Source organism: Exiguobacterium sp. 17-1, from assembly GCF_023096305.1.
GTDB lineage: Bacteria > Bacillota > Bacilli > Exiguobacteriales > Exiguobacteriaceae > Exiguobacterium_A > Exiguobacterium_A sibiricum_A.
Window position 1 is genome coordinate 678,751 of record NZ_JALIGJ010000001.1, and the last position, 16,832, is coordinate 695,582.

14 protein-coding genes are annotated in these 16,832 nt (G+C 46.4%); 11 read left to right on the top strand and 3 right to left on the bottom strand.

The window, feature by feature from the left end; translation table 11 throughout:
• Positions 1 to 14: 14 nt before the first annotated feature.
• Positions 15 to 3,596 carry a GEVED domain-containing protein gene (locus MUN34_RS03275; RefSeq protein ID WP_247856864.1) on the top strand — a complete coding sequence of 1,194 codons (3,582 nt, stop codon included), beginning with the start codon at positions 15 to 17 and terminating at the stop codon, positions 3,594 to 3,596.
• 15 nt (positions 3,597 to 3,611) lie between these two features.
• Positions 3,612 to 4,301 (top strand): ankyrin repeat domain-containing protein, encoded by a 690-nt coding sequence (locus MUN34_RS03280; RefSeq protein ID WP_247856865.1) that lies wholly within the window; start codon positions 3,612 to 3,614, stop codon positions 4,299 to 4,301.
• A 47-nt stretch (positions 4,302 to 4,348) separates the two neighbouring features.
• On the opposite strand, the gene MUN34_RS03285 is transcribed toward MUN34_RS03280, so the two are convergent.
• From MUN34_RS03285 to MUN34_RS03295, 3 genes are read right to left on the bottom strand one after another with little or no spacing between them, the layout of a single operon-like run.
• Positions 4,349 to 5,917 carry a type II secretion system protein gene (locus MUN34_RS03285; RefSeq protein WP_247856866.1) on the bottom strand — a complete coding sequence of 523 codons (1,569 nt, stop codon included), beginning with the start codon at positions 5,915 to 5,917 and terminating at the stop codon, positions 4,349 to 4,351.
• Positions 5,918 to 5,934: 17 nt separating this feature from the next.
• Positions 5,935 to 6,549, bottom strand: a complete 615-nt coding sequence (locus MUN34_RS03290) for a type II secretion system protein (protein ID WP_247856867.1) — start codon at positions 6,547 to 6,549, stop codon at positions 5,935 to 5,937.
• On the bottom strand, positions 6,512 to 7,036 hold the full coding sequence (locus MUN34_RS03295) for a type IV pilus modification PilV family protein (protein ID WP_247856868.1): 525 nt from the start codon (positions 7,034 to 7,036) through the stop codon (positions 6,512 to 6,514). The genes MUN34_RS03290 and MUN34_RS03295 overlap by 38 nt, the downstream gene beginning before the upstream one ends.
• 175 nt (positions 7,037 to 7,211) lie before the next feature.
• Between MUN34_RS03295 and MUN34_RS03300 the strand changes: the two genes are divergently transcribed.
• The 9 genes from MUN34_RS03300 to MUN34_RS03340 all read left to right on the top strand — a co-directional run bounded on the left by MUN34_RS03300 (position 7,212) and on the right by MUN34_RS03340 (position 16,826).
• Positions 7,212 to 8,573, top strand: coding sequence for a G5 domain-containing protein (locus MUN34_RS03300; protein WP_247856869.1), 1,362 nt, complete (start codon positions 7,212 to 7,214; stop codon positions 8,571 to 8,573).
• 26 nt (positions 8,574 to 8,599) lie between these two features.
• Positions 8,600 to 8,914, top strand: a complete 315-nt coding sequence (locus MUN34_RS03305; RefSeq protein ID WP_012370994.1) for a hypothetical protein — start codon at positions 8,600 to 8,602, stop codon at positions 8,912 to 8,914.
• A gap of 8 nt (positions 8,915 to 8,922) precedes the next feature.
• Positions 8,923 to 10,587, top strand: coding sequence for a GspE/PulE family protein (locus MUN34_RS03310; protein WP_012370993.1), 1,665 nt, complete (start codon positions 8,923 to 8,925; stop codon positions 10,585 to 10,587).
• On the top strand, positions 10,584 to 11,627 hold the full coding sequence (locus MUN34_RS03315) for a type IV pilus twitching motility protein PilT (protein WP_012370992.1): 1,044 nt from the start codon (positions 10,584 to 10,586) through the stop codon (positions 11,625 to 11,627). Before MUN34_RS03310 ends, MUN34_RS03315 begins: the two co-directional genes overlap by 4 nt.
• A 4-nt stretch (positions 11,628 to 11,631) precedes the next feature.
• Positions 11,632 to 12,849, top strand: a complete 1,218-nt coding sequence (locus MUN34_RS03320; protein WP_026827808.1) for a type II secretion system F family protein — start codon at positions 11,632 to 11,634, stop codon at positions 12,847 to 12,849.
• A 138-nt stretch (positions 12,850 to 12,987) separates the two neighbouring features.
• The gene (locus tag MUN34_RS03325) at positions 12,988 to 13,515 is read left to right on the top strand and encodes a type II secretion system protein (RefSeq protein WP_247856870.1); all 528 of its coding nucleotides are present in this window, start codon (positions 12,988 to 12,990) and stop codon (positions 13,513 to 13,515) included.
• Between the two features lie 60 nt (positions 13,516 to 13,575).
• Positions 13,576 to 14,334, top strand: coding sequence for a prepilin peptidase (locus tag MUN34_RS03330; RefSeq protein WP_012370989.1), 759 nt, complete (start codon positions 13,576 to 13,578; stop codon positions 14,332 to 14,334).
• Positions 14,335 to 14,352: 18 nt separating this feature from the next.
• The gene (locus tag MUN34_RS03335; protein WP_247856871.1) at positions 14,353 to 16,098 is read left to right on the top strand and encodes a type IV pilus biogenesis protein PilM; all 1,746 of its coding nucleotides are present in this window, start codon (positions 14,353 to 14,355) and stop codon (positions 16,096 to 16,098) included.
• Positions 16,095 to 16,826 (top strand): hypothetical protein, encoded by a 732-nt coding sequence (locus tag MUN34_RS03340; RefSeq protein ID WP_214763517.1) that lies wholly within the window; start codon positions 16,095 to 16,097, stop codon positions 16,824 to 16,826. The genes MUN34_RS03335 and MUN34_RS03340 overlap by 4 nt, the downstream gene beginning before the upstream one ends.
• Positions 16,827 to 16,832: the final 6 nt, after the last annotated feature.

A 16,832-nucleotide genomic window follows, 5' to 3' on the forward strand; every position in this document is an offset into this window, starting at 1 on the left:
AGGAGACGATGGAGATGCAACGTTGGGTACGTCTGTTTTTAGTCAGTCTGTTGATTTTTACCAGTATTACGTATATACAACCACCACATACAAAGGCTGCAGCCGGAGAAAAGTTTAAGATTTTAGAAATCCGAGATGCCTGGTCAGCAACAAATCGGATTGATCCGAATACTGTCATCACATCCATGTTGACAGGACTGGATACGAGCCGGTACGAGATTAAGATGATGACAGTCAAGGAACTGAATGCGTCGCGTTTCCCGCTTGATGGAGCATTTGATGCGATTGTTTTTGATCCGTCAGCTTTTTCGGGAACAGACCGTTATTCGATGACTGTTTCAGATACGAAAAAAAATCATAATACGAACAAGATTGAAAATGATATTACAAAGCTGAAAGCAAATGAGATTCAAAATGCATATGTAAAAAAAGGACTACCTGTCTTTTTGCATCAAGATGTTTTGACGCATTCATCGAGTAACTTTACGGCAATTTTTAAAGAGACACCGGTGTATACGGATCTATCTACCGTCATTTCAAAATTGAAACTGCAAAAGGTTGTCCGCCCTCGTTTGGAAGGCGTATCTGTTCAACAAAAAGGAACAGCTTTGACGGGTGTCGATAAAGGAACGACAGCCGTTCCGAACGTTCCGATTGATTTTACGTACACGACGAGCGCTGAAAATACGAATCAACTTGTTCGACTGTACATTGATTTCGACAGCAATGATCAATTTGAAGAGTCGGAAAAAGTCGATGAAAAACCGGCAGGAAAAACGGGTACACTAAGCTATAATTTTGACGCGCCAAGTTATACCGGTCCACGGAATTGGATGATTCGTGTTTCAAGCAGTGATGGCTTGACAGACTATAAAACCGGCAGTTTTTTGATGAAGGATCAGGTTGCGGAAGCAAAAATTCTTCAAGTGACACGGACAGGAACGACCGGATCCATCAATGGATTTATGAATACTGGAACGTTACTGAAGCAGGATGGATTTTATGACTTTAATGTCGAAGTCATCACTGCAGACACATTTAATCAAACGTATTCGACTAAGAATTTAAATACGGCTTACGATATGTTGATTTTTGGTTTTCAAGATTCTTATGGTGCCGCATCTTTGAGTGACGCTGCATCGAACGCGATCCTTGGGTTTACGAACACGGGACAAGGTCTGATGTTGTCCCACGATACGATTTTTAGACCGAATCAATCAGCAAGTCCTGAACTGTTTTGGGAGAAGAAGTTTGCCGGACTCGCCGGACAGAAAAACTTTACCAACATGGGATACGCAGCACCACGGACGTCAGGTCAAGCTGTTAAACAAAACGATGGTGTCATGACGTCGTATCCCTTTACGTTAGGCAATAGCGTTCAGATTGCGACGACCCACAACCAATATTTTGGTTTGGACTTAGAACAACCGGACTTGATTCCATGGTATAACATTCGTGAAAATAACCTTGCTTCTACAAATCAGGATGCCGGACGTACGATCGGTGATGCCCGAAATCATTATTATATGTATACAAAAGGGAATGTCACCTATTCCGGAGCGGGACATACTTCGACCTTCAACCAGCAACAGGAAAAAGAGTTGTTCTCGAACACGATGTACCGTGCTTTCATTGGTGCCAATCACAAACCGCTTCTGAAAAATATTTTACCGGAAAATCAGGCGAGTTATTTAGACAACGAACCACTCACTATCTCATACAAAGTGAATGACTATGACTTACGAGACCGTGAATTAAAAACACGTATTTATATCGACAATGAAAAAGTGTATGAGAATGATAAATTGAAAAACAATTCCTTTGTCAGTGAGACGTTTACCGGGAAATTAGCTGGTAAGACGTCAGCAGTAATTCGGATTGAAGCGGAAGATCAACGTGGCGCGAAGACGATTGAAACACGAACGATTCAAGTCGTTCAGCCGTCCGCCTCATCTCCGTTTACGTTGTCACGTTCGATTGATCCGGCGACGATTCCACAAGGGGAAACAGCAGACATCACCTATACCGTCAAAACGAGTCCGATGCTTCAAAAAGATGCCATCGGAAATAATGGATATATCATGGGTCAATTCTCTGTCACGATGGAAGATATCCTATTCAGTGAAGATTTCCCGGGGAATGTCGAGGTGATCTCAGCGACAGGGCTCGGTAACGTGAAGATCGTCAATCAAAAGTTGACGGGAAACGTGCCGGATATCGAATATGACGAAGCAATTGCAGGTGTTCAAAAAGGATTGTGGATTGCCAAACCATCTGAGCTGACCTTTACCGTGAAGGTCCGGGCAAAAGATGCAGCCGGTGTTCATCTGTTTGATAAAAAAGATAATTCGATGACTTCAACGAAAACGGTCTACCGTGATAAGAAAAATGGAGTCGATAAATCAAAGTCCGTTGCAAATGACGCGCAAGCTTTTCCGACGTTAGGGTATGCACTGTCGACACGTTATGCGACAGAAGCCAAAATCCCATCAGTCCGTATCGATATCAATACCCCGTCTTATAAAGTCTTGCCTGACATCAATCCGGCAGGCAGTCAATACGGGACGTTGAAATGGTCGATTGCAGATACGAGTATTGCGACGATCAACCAAGAGGGAATCATTGTACCGAAAAAAATCGGTACGACGGATATCAAATTGATTGTACCTGTCGCAAATGGCAAAGAACTTGTCGCAACATCCAAATTGACCATCAATGATGTATTTGGCGGATTGATTGTCCGTGATGTGCCAAATGTGTTGTACGTGGGGCAAACGAAAGCGATGACAGGGGATGCCATCATGTTGTCCGGAACAGACGCCCCAATCAAATGGATCGTGACGAATCCTGGATTTGTTGAATCAAAAGGAAAAGACACCGATACGTTGAGCTTAACGGGCATTAAACCCGGTATGCTGACCGTTCAAGCGGTCGTGCCAGCAACTGCAGGCGCAACGACCTACTTGGCGCAATCACAAGTCTATACGATCGAAGTCAAGGTTCCGGAACTAACTGTGAATCCAAGCAACTTGGAACTATGGGTCGGGACGACAAAGGATGTGACGGCAACATTTTCACCGGATATCCGTTTACCGTTTGTTCTTTCTAAAATCAGTGATGCCATTGAACTGACTGCGGCCGGTACCGGATACACCGTCAAAGGATTGACCGGGACTCCAAACGGTCCGATTGATGTACTGTTACAGTTAAAAGATTTCCCAGATACGCAAGCGATCACTAAAATCAATGTGCGTGAAAATCCACTGACATTGACGGCGAATGATTTGACGATGACATTACAAGATGATCAAAAACGCCCGCTTCTCAATTGGCTACCCGTTACGACGACGGAACGTTTCTATCGTCTCGAAGTCTTGCAAGGAAAAGAATACGTCAAGACGGATGCGACTGCTCAGACGCTGAAGGCACTTCGTCCGGGTGTTGCCCGCGTCAAGGTCACTGCCTTAAAAGAAGACAAGACTGTTTTTGAAGTATTGAAAGACGGAGAAAAAGAGAAGCAACCGTTGACGACAACGTTTAAAGTCACGATTTCATCTGAGGGATCGGCGGGAGAAAGTGATACGGATGTGTATTAAAGAGGAGCCAACGACGTGACACGAAAAAAAATCATGATCGTCGTTCTCCTGTTCTTGATTGGAATCGGAGGAACGACGTATCTGTTAATCGATTATCGAAATCAACAAACCTTTGAAGCAAGCCTCAAGTCAAGTGATGCCACTAAGTTGCAACAAGCAGCAGAAGCTGTCAATTTATCGACAAAAGAACGAAACCGGTATATCCGGCAGTTTCAAGAAACACTCGAGTACGACAAAGCACTCGTCCTGTTGGACCGGACAAGTGCTAAAAATCAAACCAATTGGTTTTATGTCGCGCAGTTTGCTCCGACGAATGTCGTAGCGGATTGGTTGCAAGCAGGCGCGTCCGTCCGACAAGTGAACAAGGAACGACAAAATGTGTTACATGTCGCAACAAGTGTCAATCGTTCGGTCGATGCCTACGCGTTACTCGTCAAACAAGCAACGAAACGCGAATTGAACCAGCAGGATCGATTCGGTCATACCCCACTCTATTATGCAACCGTCGATCAAAACCAAGAAGCGATGGAGCTGTTACTGGCAGCGGGTGCTTCGCCGGACAAAGGGAAAGATCGCCCGATTTACGAGACCGTCAAACAAAACCGGAAAGACCTTTATCAAGTGTTAGAAAAAAGCGGCGCCTCAGCAACACGTAAACAAGTGAAACAACTGGCTGAAACGTATGGTGCAGCATCTTTTGAGTAACTGAAAAACACGACATCCGCTGTTGACGGGTGTCGTGTTTTTGTTTGTCATGGAAGCCGTTTCGGCGTCTCGACATAGAGTTGAACGGCCCGGCTGAGCGGAAGCATCGCTGTTGGATTTTGAAGAACACTCGCATCGTAAGTTAAACGAAGACGGGATTTTTCAGCATCAGCGGATTGCTTGGCCTTCATCAAGGTCTCGAGTGCTGTTACATCTTGCGGGAAACTATTTTCCGGTAAATCAAGCGTTCCGCGGTAGGCATTGACTTCGAGACTGCCTTTCGTAAAGATTCCACCTTGCAGGTTCATCGTCGAACCAACGGAGTAGATTCGGTTTAGCTTTGGATCATCGCTGTATAAAAAAGCACTCATATCGGGTGTTGCGGTTTTTGGTGTTGAAAATTTATTGACGCGGTTAATCGTCAAACTTCCTTTGCTGAGAAGGATCAAGGTATTCTGACTGACTGAACTGGCAATTCCTTGAATGTTCGCATCGTCCAGGCGGCTCGAGCCCGTCGAAAACATCGTCGTCGCAAAGCTGACGTTACCGCGGATCAGTAAATTACCGAGAACAATCATCGGCCGTTTGATTTCAAGTGGTCGATCGATGGGGTTGAGGGAAGAAATCGTCAAGTTTCCGTCGATGATAAGGGGTTCAGTGGAAGCTTTGACGATGTCGTCGGTAATGGTCACCGTGTTGTTTTCTGTTGGTGCCGGTCGAATCAGTTGTTTGTCTGTACTTAGTTCGTTTAAAAATGGACCTGATAAGACAGCCTGTTTGATCGGTTGATCTCGTAAGTAACTCGATAACGTGGCGAGTGGCGTGGTACTCGGAATATCTAAAAAATCGTTTAAGGCGAATTCAAAATCAAACGGGACCAAGGCGTCTTTTGTGGCCAACAAGTCCGTTTTGACGGTCGAGTCGAATACACTTGAATCACAAGGTAAAAAATCACGACAGCTCAATAACGGTTGGTCCTTTGGCTGGAATACCTTGACTTGACCATCGATGTAAGAACGGGCCGTTTTATCCGTATACTTCCCCGAAACACCATTGTAGATAAAGTTAGGTGACGCTGATACTTGCAACGGTTCCCGGGAAAAGATATTTCCCTGAATCCGCGGGGCGCCATTTAAAATCACTTGATTGTCCGAACCTAAGATGTAGTATAAAAAACTTGGAATCGCAGACAGATAAACGCGTTGCGAATACGTTTTCCGGACTGTCGGCTGATCGCCTTTTGTTTCTTCGACCTCTGCGGTCAAATCAAATGCCTTGACCCGGATGTTCGAGGCCGCCTCGTTTAAGACGATTTTGACATTCGGTGCGGAAGCCGCAAGCTTTAAAATGATTTGATTGGTTGGATCCTTAAATAATTCGGTGGAAGAACTGGTGGGATTGGTGCCGGCTGTCGTCGCAACGATTTGTTGCAGGGCAGCGATGGCTTGATTCAATTCATTTTGTGTCGCTGATTCGACTTCGATGTTCGTGCCCCGGATTTCCGTCAACCGGGTGGATTGTAGACTGATACCGATTGTCGCCACCGCCAGTACGGACAGAACGGTTAATGTCACTAATACAAATAGTAGGGTGTAACCTTCTTCAGATTTTCGCATAGGTCGTCCTTTCTGCCTTAAAAGCCGATCGTACTCGTCAGGGTTTGTGTTTCTTCTTGATCAACGGACCGGATGGTTAAGGTAATCGTCAAGATGCCGTGAATGACATAGACACCTGGATAGTCGCCTGTGGTAATCGTGACCGTTTCCGGACGCGATAGGGTAAATGTTTTTTCAACGCGTGTCTGGTCATTGATGCTTTCGGGCGGTCCTTTATAAATCAAAGTCGTCTGTTCGGTTTGTTGCTCAGCAAATGTATAAGTGATCGGATTGACCGTCTCGTCTGTTTGGTCTTGATTGGCGTTATACGGTACAAAACCGGCCGACCGTTCAAGCAGCCCTGTTGATTGACTAATACTTGGCAGTGTTTTTTTATAAAATGACAATTGATTGAGTTCGTCAATTCGAATAGCATCAAACCCGGTGATTTCATTTAAAATCAAACCAACCGAACTGTCGGCTTCACTCCGCAACTCACTGATAATGCCGGTTGCCTGAAAGCTTTTTGTTCCCGAAATAAACACCGTTAGGATGACCGCACTAAAAATCGCAGCAATGACGATTGCGACCAGTAATTCAACGAGTGAAAACCCGTCACTTCGTTGATGGAAAACTTTGATTAAGCGTCGCATTCGTAATCGATCCTTTCAAGGAAGTAATGGGCTCTGATTGTCCGTCTGGATAGACATAAACATACAAATCGAGCAGATTGGGATCCGTTTGTCCGTTGATTTTACGTGGAGTGACACTGAACTTCACATCGAACGGTAAATTATTTATTTCTGGGTCATTGAAGATTGAGTCACAAATAGCCGATACACCACATGACGGCGTGTTCGGCGTCGGCATTACAAAAGCTCCATTCTGATAGGTTGCCTGTTGGGCTTTGGTTTTCAAGTCATTAAAAACAAAAGGACCGGACTCTGCTTCGACGGCTTCCCGCTCGATATAGGAGGCAGCATTTTTGGCGAGATAATTGGCAAACGTCAATTTAGTGCTATCCCGGGATGCGGCGAGGGATTGGGAAAAGATACTGATTAACGATACAGAAATAATCGATAAAATCGTAATGCTGACTAATACCTCAATTAATGAAAAACCAGCTTGCTTGTTTGGCACGGATTCACCTCATGTCTAAATCAATAGGATTTCTGGACTAAAAATTAAAAAAAGGTATGTATTCACACGTAGAGAAAGTATTTGTCAGGTAGGACTTATGTTTCATCATAATATTCATTATAATGGAAATACTAGACACCTGAAATGGTTATTTCATACGGAAAGGAAACAGATGATGATAAATTTAAAACGTTTTGCTGTACATACGTTACTGCTAGTCGCCTTAATCGCCTTAATCTATGTTCCTTCGTTTGCCTTGATTTCCTTTACCGGCAAAGCAACAGTCTCGGAAAACTTCTCTGACACGGCGCGTATTGGTTCTGTTCCCGTCAGCGGATTGACACGGAAAGAAGCAAAACCGAAAGTGCAGGAAGCAGTCACGTCCTGGTCTAAAAAAACACCATTGACCGTCGGGACAGGAGAAGAAACATTGCCAATTCCGACTGAACTGGTGACATTTAAAATTGAGGAATCAATCAAACAAGCGTCCTTAAAAAAAGGTGGATCTTTAGAGGTAACTGTTGATCAAACAGCGATGGAAGCCTATCTCGCCTCACAACCGATTACATATACAGAAGAGCAGGTGAAGACGTTCAACACCTGGTTAATCAAAACAAGTGAAAAATTGGAAGAAGGAAACTTTGATCCGTCTGAAACGGCAGCAGCGATTGATCCGGCGGGTGAAGTCGTTTCGAGTGTCACGTTTATGACCCGTTCGGCAGCAGAAGAACAGATGATTGACGCGATGGCTCAAGTCGACATCAAGGCCGGTCAATTGATGAATGTGAAGACATATGGGATGGATCCGATTGCGGCCTCCTTCATTGGCAGTAAACTGTATGAATTATTTGCGAAAACGCCATTTGAGATTGTCGAACGGATGCCACATGCGCAGTTACCGGACGATATCACGCTTGGTTATGATGTCAAGATTGACGAAAAAACCGATTTTGCCGTTCGGAACACACAAGCGGTCAACTACCAAGTCGTAGCGACGAAGAATGGGAGCGATGTCACACTTGAATTACGCGGGACACCGTTCAAAGAAACGGTTTCTGCCGTACTGGAAGCGGAAAAAACAATTCCGTACCGGACAATCACACGCTATTCTGCAACGCTATCTGCGGGAACAAGCAGTGATACGCAATCAGGCATTGAAGGAAAATCAATTGAGTTGTATCGTGTCACGAAATCAAATCAAGGAGAAGTCAAACGATTACTGGCCCTTGATTTTTATGCAGCCACACCAGCCATTGTGACGAAGAGCAGTCAAGAAGAGTTACCGCCTGTCGTCACACCACCGGCAGAAGAACCGTCAACCGACTCGACGGACGAGACGACGAATGATGAAACAACCAATGACTCGACAGATAACTCAACAACTGACTCAACGGATGGAACAACAGACGGAACGACGACACCAGAAGAACCTGTAACACCGGAGCAACCGACAACACCAGATACTCCGGATACACCAACAACAGGGGACCCGGCATCTCCAGTCGAAGATGATTCGACAGAAGGCGCTGTCGGCTGATTTTCCTAAAAGAAAAGAGGATGAACATGAACTGGACGGACTTAGCAATTGAACTTGGTATCATTATCGGTCTTGCGACCATCATTTGTGGTTTGATGTTTGCGATTCAAATTCCTTTTGTCACGACTACAGCAGCAAAAGTGATTCTTTCATTGACGGCGCTCGTCTTGGTCACTTCCCTCTATTTAATCGTCAAGTTTGACTGGATTTCGAATCCTTTGGTCATTGCCGGTTATATCGTATTGATTCTAGTTGTAACGGCAATTACGAGTGTCGTGGATGAAAAAAAACAAAAACTGACACCACTTGACGAAGAAGAAACATGGCACGCGGAAGGATGACAACGTAAATGGCGATGAAACGAAAACGTTTAGGCGAAATGCTGTTGGAAGAAAGTGTCGTGACGGAAGCACAGATTGAAGAGGCTTTATCCGTCAAACGGACATCGGAAAAATTAGGGGATACCTTACTACGACTCGGTCATTTAACCGAACAACAATTGATTGAAGCGTTGCATCATCAATTAAAAATTCCTGTCATTCAACTGTATAACTATCCGGTCGATGTCGCGGTAACGAAATTGATTTCAAAAGAACTGGCACAGCGGCATACATTAGTGCCGGTTTATCGAGAAGGAAATCGGCTGTTCATCGCGATGGCAGATCCGATGGATTTAATTGCAATTGATGATTTGCGGTTGCAGACAGGATTGATGATTGAGGTGGGACTTGCGACACGCGACGAAATCCGGCGGACGATTTTAAAGTATTACGATATCGATTCATCCCTGCGAGAATTACTCGAGTCCGACGAGATGACGATTTCGGATACATCACGTGATACCGTGACACGTGAAGATGCTCCCATTATCCGTCTAGTCAATCAAATACTCGAAAACGGAATTTCCCAGCGGGCATCCGATATTCATATGGATCCACAAGAAACATCGCTTTCAATCCGAATTCGGATTGATGGTGAATTACGGACAGAAAACAATTATCCGAAACAGATTCAAAATATTTTGACGACCCGGATTAAAGTCATGAGCGAACTTGACATTACGGAATCCCGGTTACCACAGGATGGACGAATTAAATTCCTACACAATGGCGTTGCGTATGATTTCCGGGTCTCGACATTACCGACTGTCTACGGCGAAAAAGTCGTCATTCGGATTCTCGACAGTTCCAATTCCAACATCTCGATTGCAAAAATCGGTTTCAGTGAACGGAACGAACAACAATTCCGTGAGATGCTCAAACGGCCAAACGGGATTATCTTAATCACGGGACCAACCGGATCCGGGAAATCCTCGACATTGTATGCCGCTTTAAATGAATTGAACGATGAAACACGTAATATCATTACGGTCGAAGATCCGGTCGAGTATCAAGTCGACGGTATCAATCAGGTACAGGTCAACTCAAAAATCGGCTTGACGTTTGCCAGTGGTCTCCGTTCGATTCTGCGACAGGATCCAAACGTCGTCATGGTCGGGGAGATTCGGGACATTGAAACAGCCGAGATTTCAATCCGGGCTTCATTAACCGGTCACCTTGTTCTCTCGACCTTGCACACGAATTCGGCCGTCAGTTCGATTACCCGATTGATCGATATGGGGGTTGAACCATTCCTTGTTGCGGCCTCAGTTACCGGATTGATTGCCCAGCGTCTCGTCCGGCGGGTATGCCGTGACTGCGGGGAAGTCCAGCCGTTGTCGAAGCGGGAAGAAGAATTATTTGCGCAAGAAGGCATTGCGGCGACGACCGTCATGCGTGGACGCGGCTGCTCCTCTTGTAACATGACCGGTTATCGTGGACGTCTGGCGATTCAAGAAGTCGTCATGGTTGATGAAAGCTTACGACGGATGATCATGAATCAATCAACGGAGAGTGAAATCACGATGTATGTAAGATCACAAGGACAACGGTTATTGCTAGCGGACGGTTTATCTAAAGTCGCCCAAGGGATCACGACGACGGAAGAGATTCTCCGGACGGTGATTTCCGAATGAGTACGATGGAACGCGCCCAAATTGAAGACATTTTACGATCGTCAAAAGAAAAAGAAGCATCTGATGTCCATCTGACGGCCGGCTCACCACCGGTCTTTCGCATCAATGGTGTCCTGACACCGTTTGGCTCGGAAAAGATGAAGCCGATCATCATTGAAGGGTTTGTCCGCTCCCTTATTACCGAGGAAATGTTTTTACAGTTAAAACAGGATCGCGATATCGATTTTTCATTTGGTGTGACAGGAGTGGCGCGCTACCGCGTCAATTGTTTTTATCAACGCGGTGCGTTGTCGATGGCTTTCCGGACAATTCCGACCGAAGTCCCGACACTCGATCAGCTGTCATTACCGCCGGTCTTAAAACGTTTTTTGACGAAGCCGCACGGTTTGATTCTCGTGACCGGTCCGACCGGTTCCGGGAAATCGACGACACTGGCAGCGATGATCAATGAAATCAACCAGACGATGTATAAGCGGATCATCACGCTCGAAGATCCGATTGAATATTTGCATAGTCATCAGAAAAGTCTGATTGACCAGCGGGAAATCGGTATCGATGCACCGCGGTTTGCGACCGGGTTACGGTCTGCCCTGCGTCAGGATCCGGATGTCATCCTGCTAGGTGAGATGCGCGATCTGGAAACGATTTCAACCGCCGTGACAGCAGCAGAGACAGGTCATTTAGTTTTTGCGACCGTCCATACATCGACGGCGGCATCGACGGTCAGCCGAATCATCGACGTCTTTCCGTCCGAGCAACAAGATCAAATCCGGGCCCAGTTAGCCAACGTTTTAGCAGGCGTGGTTTCGCAACGCTTGATGCCACGGACCGATGGAACGGGTCGTGTCGCAGCACTTGAAATCATGGTCGAGACACCGGCTGTGTCAAACTTGATCCGGACCGGGAAAGAATATCAGATTCAATCTGTTCTGCAGACAGGAAAACAGTACGGGATGCAGACGATGCAGATGGCACTACAAGACTTAGTGAGTCGAGGTTTGATTCCAGCATCTGCCGCGACACCTTACATATCGGGGTGAATTAATGACAGTCTTTAAATATGAAGGTCGAACAATGACCGGCAAACGAAAAAAAGGCAAGATCACAGCATTAACGAAACGGGAAGCGGCAGAACGATTACGGACCGATCAAATTGCCGTGACGCTGCTTGAAAAACAAGAATCAAAAGGCTTAAATACAGAGATTACATTTTTAACAGCGAAACCGAAAATCGAGCATCTCGTCATGTATGCCCGTCAGTTTGCGACACTTGTCCGGTCCGGGGTCTCGATCGTCAAAGCGACGGAAATCTTGCGCAAACAGACCGATTCGAAACCGCTCGAGCGGGCACTTGTCGAGGTTGAAGATGATCTACGGAGCGGAATTCAATTTTCGCAAGCGATTGAAAAACATCCCCGTGTCTTCGATACGTTTTTTGTCAGTATGGCGATGGCGGGGGAAGCGAGCGGAAACTTGGAAGAAGCGCTTGATAATATCGTCACTCAGCTTCAAAAGCAGTACGAGATCAAACGGAAGGTCATCTCAGCGTTGATTTATCCGGCAGTCGTCTCGATTGTTGCCATCGGCGTTGTCGTCTTCTTGATGCTGAACGTCGTCCCGACGTTTGCGTCGATTTTTGACCAACTGGGAAGTGAGTTGCCGTTGATCACAAAAATCGTCGTTGCGGTTTCTGACTTTTTTGTCGCCTATTGGTGGGTCTTACTGCTGATTGCTTTTGGTTTGCTCGGTCTGCTGTACTTCAACTTAAAGAATGAGCGGCAACGCGTTATCTTTGACCGTCTGTTATTGATGATTCCCGTGTTTGGCCCATTGATTCAAAAATCACAAATCGCCTTGATGACACGGGGACTGGCCGTTTTACTGAATGCCTCCGTCCCGATTCTCGCGTCCCTCGACATCACGGAACGGATCGTCACGAACCGGGTCATCCGTAAAGGAATTGCCGCTGCAAACGAAGCAATGTCACGCGGGATCCCGATGCATGAACCCTTATCAAAAAACAAATATTTTCCACCTCTCGTCACGCAGATGATTGCGATTGGGGAGGAGTCGGGACGGCTCGACTCGATGCTGACCGAAGTCGCCGATTTTTATGAAACCGAAGTTGAGACGACGACCGACCGTTTAAAGTCCATCATTGAACCGTTATTGATTGTCGTATTAGCAGTTATCGTTGGTGTGATCGTCATTGCAGTCGTTGTCCCGATGTTCAAAATCTACTCCGATATTCAGGCCAGTTGACAACTGTCAAAACATTTACCTATTGTACAAAAAAGACATTTTCTACAAAAAATATGGTGCTACTATAATAGTATCAAACTGGATAGTATGACCTATACGCCAGAAGCAGTGAAAAAGTACTAGGGAGGAATAATAAACATGTTAGAACGTCTGAAAGAGATTTGGCTCGATGCTAAACAAATGCGTGACGAGCGCGGCTTGACATTGATCGAGTTACTCGTTGTTGTCGTTATCTTAGGAATCATTGCAGCAATCGCTGTCGTCGCCATCGGCGGATTGATTGAAAACTCACGTAAGGATGCGGTTGTATCCGATGCGAAACAATTAGTAGCTGCAGCAAAACTGTATACGTCTTCAAACCCGGTTCAGCCTGGGGAAACAGTTAAAGTAGGTATTAATCAAGATAAAAAAGCAATTACAGCTAACGATGTAGCTAAAGGTACAAAAGATGCACCTCGAACAGATTCATTAAAAAAATACATCGATGATATGAAAGATGCTTTAAATTCTGATGCACCTTATGAAGATTCGTTCGTTACTGTGACTGAGAAGAATGGTTCATATGATTATGAGGTTACACTGAAAAGTGAATCAACAGATTACACATACTTTACAGCAAAAGAACCAAAAGATTTAAAACGTGCTGGAATAGTAGAAAAGAAATAATAGTTAGCATTCCCCCCATCTCGGGGGTTTTTTTCTGAACTTTTTTAAGGAGGGAACTGTATGATGACAGTCGTTTTCACCGTTTACTTTTTTCTGATTGGAATGCTCGTGACCTCGTTTACGAACGTCGTCGGCTTACGGGTGCCGGTCGGGGAATCGATTGTTCGTCCGCGCTCGCATTGTCCGAACTGTGGCCATGTTCTCGGTCCACTCGAGTTGACGCCGGTCATCGGCTATCTCGTTTTGCGCGGCAAATGTCGGACGTGCCAGTTACCGATTTCGATCAAGTATCCTGCACTCGAATTGCTCGGCGGGATTTTGTATGCTTATGCCTTTTATCAGTTCGGTTGGTCGATGCAATTCATCCTGTCGATTCTGCTGACGAGCCTGCTCAGTATCCTCGTCATGTCCGATCTTGCCTACATGTTGATTCCGAACAAAATCTTATTATTCTTTTTACCGATTAGTCTGATTGTTCGCTACCTTTCTCCCCTTGAGAACTGGTATAATCCAATTATTGGCGGATTCGTCGGATTCTTTCTATTGTTCGTGATCTTTCTTGCGTCACGACAAGGGATGGGGGCAGGAGACGTCAAGTTGTTTGGTGTGCTCGGGATTTTTTTAGGTCCGTTACACGTCGTCATCGCCCTGTTTGTTTCCGCGTTCGTCGGATCGATCATCGGACTGGGGTTACTCGGTTTCAAACGCGTTGAACGAAAACAACCGATTCCGTTTGTTCCCTCGATTGCAGTCGGAACATTACTGACATATTATTTCGCGGACGATTGGGTGAAGCTTTATCTCGATCTGTTCCTCTAGGAAAGGAAGAACATACATATGGCGCAAGCTCGGCGCAGAGGTACATATATTTACTTTAATTTCACAGATGTCGGGATTTTTGGAGCGGTCGTTAAAAAGGGTGTTATCAAACGACGAGGCGTCGTCTCGTTACCGCCCGGAACCCTTCAAGGGGGGTGGCTCCAACCGGAAGCATCGCTTGATCTGATTTTTGACAGCTTACTGGCGAAGTTAAAGGTTCCCCGCGGTTCGCAAGCGGTCTTGGCGATTGACGGATCACTCGTCCTAGCCCGGAAACTCGAAATTCCGGAGACGGTCGAGACGAATCAGATTCGCGGATATTTGTTTATGGAACTGGGACACAGCATCGTCCTGCCGTTTGAAGAACCGTATTTTGATTACACGCTGCTCGAAGAAGACGGTAAACGGGAAATCATGTTGTATGCGGCACCGAACGAAGCGTTAAAACAGTACATGGAACTGTTCCGGAAAAAACATATCCGTCTCGTGGCAGCGGAGCCCCAGCCACTGGCAACGTTTTTTGGTCTCGATGCGCTGTATGAGGTCGAAGCCGACAGTAATCTATTGATTTGGAACGTCAACGCGACGAATCATCAGCTGATCATCATTGAAGACAAGATACCGCGTCTGATTCGTTCGGTCGATACGTTTGTCGCGAATGCCTGGGAAGTCGATGTCAACGAGGACCGGTTGCATTACCGGTATCAATCGGACGATGCCAACGTCGAATTCATCTTGGAAGAGATGTTACTGGAATTTTCACGTGTGCTTGATTTCTATCGCTTCTCGTTAGCACGGGACGGGCGGGAAATTAGCCGCGTCATGCTGACTGGAGATTTTCCGTTTCAAGAGGAGCTGGTCCGCCGGTTTGAAACGAACTTTGATGTCCGGTTGGAACAAGTACCGGATGTACTTGATGTGGCAGGTCAATCGATTCCAAAAGCTTACTTACCCCTCGTTGGATTAGCAACGGTCCATAAAGACCGGATTAACTTGTTGCCGGACAGTGATGTGGCTCCAAAGTTTCCACTGGTAGCTTCCCTCATCTTGTTGTTATTCGGCGGGATGGCCGGAGGATATCTCTACTGGCAGACCGATCAATTTGCCGATCGGATTGAAACCGCGAACAACCAGATTCAAATCGTCCGGACGCTACAATCGGAATCGGCCCAATCCGCCAAACAAGAAGTCGCGCAGCTCAAGCAGACAGTTGACGGGCTTGAAGCGACACCACGTCCAGCTGTTCCGGCTCTTGAACGGATTACACGGTATCTGCCGGAACGCGGTTATATCCTGCAGTTTGCCTATGGCGCCGACCATCTTGTCACGATGAATGCGCAGTTCGAGACACTTGAAGAGTTAAACGGGTTTTACCGTCAATTGTTGACGGATACGGCCTTCACCGGAGTGACGTTAACGAGTGTCACGACAAAAACGATGAATGAAGAGGCGGAAGTCGTCACATCGACGACAATTGATCCGACGACCGGTCAAGAAATTCCATCGACGACAATTACGCCGACGGATGATACGGAGACGGAAGAACCGCGCTATATCGGACAATTTGGTCTGACGGTCGTTCCGGCGGAAGTCATCAAAGGGGAAACGAACCAGGCGGATCCCGATGCACCGAAGGAAGACGCGGCGACGGATGCAGTGGTCGATCCGGAAGCGGAATCGACGGAAACGGTTGAACCGCCGACAACCGACACAGAAGCGGGCGAACCCGTTTCGACTGAAGTAGAGGAGGTGGAAGAAAATTGAAACGATACAGTGGTCTCATTCTTCTTGCCTTGACGATTGTCTTGATCGTCGGAGGGCTCGCCTACTTCGGATATACAACATATACGACTTACCAAGAGCTGAATCAAACGGAAGCGACGCTTGAGCGGGAACAGATGGCGCTTGAAGCAGCGAAGGCGAATGAACAGAAAGTGGATGTCGCCGAATCCAGCTTTCTTCAAAAACAAGTCCCGGTCGTACCAGCGAATGATGACGTGATTGATGCAATCAATGCGGCCAGTCAAATTGCCGGTGTGAAAGTCCAAGCTATCACGTTTGGTGCAACCGGAACGGAAGCAGCTCCTGCATCGCCGGTCCAGTCAACGCCTGCCGTCGATGGTGCGATGGCAACAGAATCCGAGACGGAAGCTGCCCAGACGGCAGAGACACCGGTTGCGACCACAACCGCGACGGCACTGCCAGCTTCTTTGACGGTCGAGGCTCCGTCCTATCTTGAACTGATGGCCTTCCTCAAACAGATCGAACGGACGGACCGGATTACGATTTTACGTCAAATTCAGCTGACAGGTCCGGATGAACCCGGTCCGGGAAGCCAGACGATCGTATTAGAGGACGAGATGATGTCCTTTACGGTGGAAATCGAAAGTTACTACCGCCCGGATTTGACACAGCTGATTCCGGATAAACAGACGCCTCTTCAAGAGACGACACCTAAATCGGATCCGTTTGTCGATGTTACAGATAATTAATCAAAA

Bases quoted from the DNA above. Each gene is read 5' to 3' on its own strand.
- MUN34_RS03275 (WP_247856864.1), top strand. From the start codon at position 15: ATGCAACGTTGGGTACGTCTGTTTTTAGTCAGTCTGTTGATTTTTACC.
- MUN34_RS03285 (WP_247856866.1), bottom strand. From the start codon at position 5,917: ATGCGAAAATCTGAAGAAGGTTACACCCTACTATTTGTATTAGTGACA.
- MUN34_RS03290 (WP_247856867.1), bottom strand. From the start codon at position 6,549: ATGCGACGCTTAATCAAAGTTTTCCATCAACGAAGTGACGGGTTTTCA.
- MUN34_RS03300 (WP_247856869.1), top strand. From the start codon at position 7,212: ATGATAAATTTAAAACGTTTTGCTGTACATACGTTACTGCTAGTCGCC.
- MUN34_RS03305 (WP_012370994.1), top strand. From the start codon at position 8,600: ATGAACTGGACGGACTTAGCAATTGAACTTGGTATCATTATCGGTCTT.
- MUN34_RS03310 (WP_012370993.1), top strand. From the start codon at position 8,923: ATGGCGATGAAACGAAAACGTTTAGGCGAAATGCTGTTGGAAGAAAGT.
- MUN34_RS03315 (WP_012370992.1), top strand. From the start codon at position 10,584: ATGAGTACGATGGAACGCGCCCAAATTGAAGACATTTTACGATCGTCA.
- MUN34_RS03320 (WP_026827808.1), top strand. From the start codon at position 11,632: ATGACAGTCTTTAAATATGAAGGTCGAACAATGACCGGCAAACGAAAA.
- MUN34_RS03325 (WP_247856870.1), top strand. From the start codon at position 12,988: ATGTTAGAACGTCTGAAAGAGATTTGGCTCGATGCTAAACAAATGCGT.
- MUN34_RS03330 (WP_012370989.1), top strand. From the start codon at position 13,576: ATGATGACAGTCGTTTTCACCGTTTACTTTTTTCTGATTGGAATGCTC.
- MUN34_RS03335 (WP_247856871.1), top strand. From the start codon at position 14,353: ATGGCGCAAGCTCGGCGCAGAGGTACATATATTTACTTTAATTTCACA.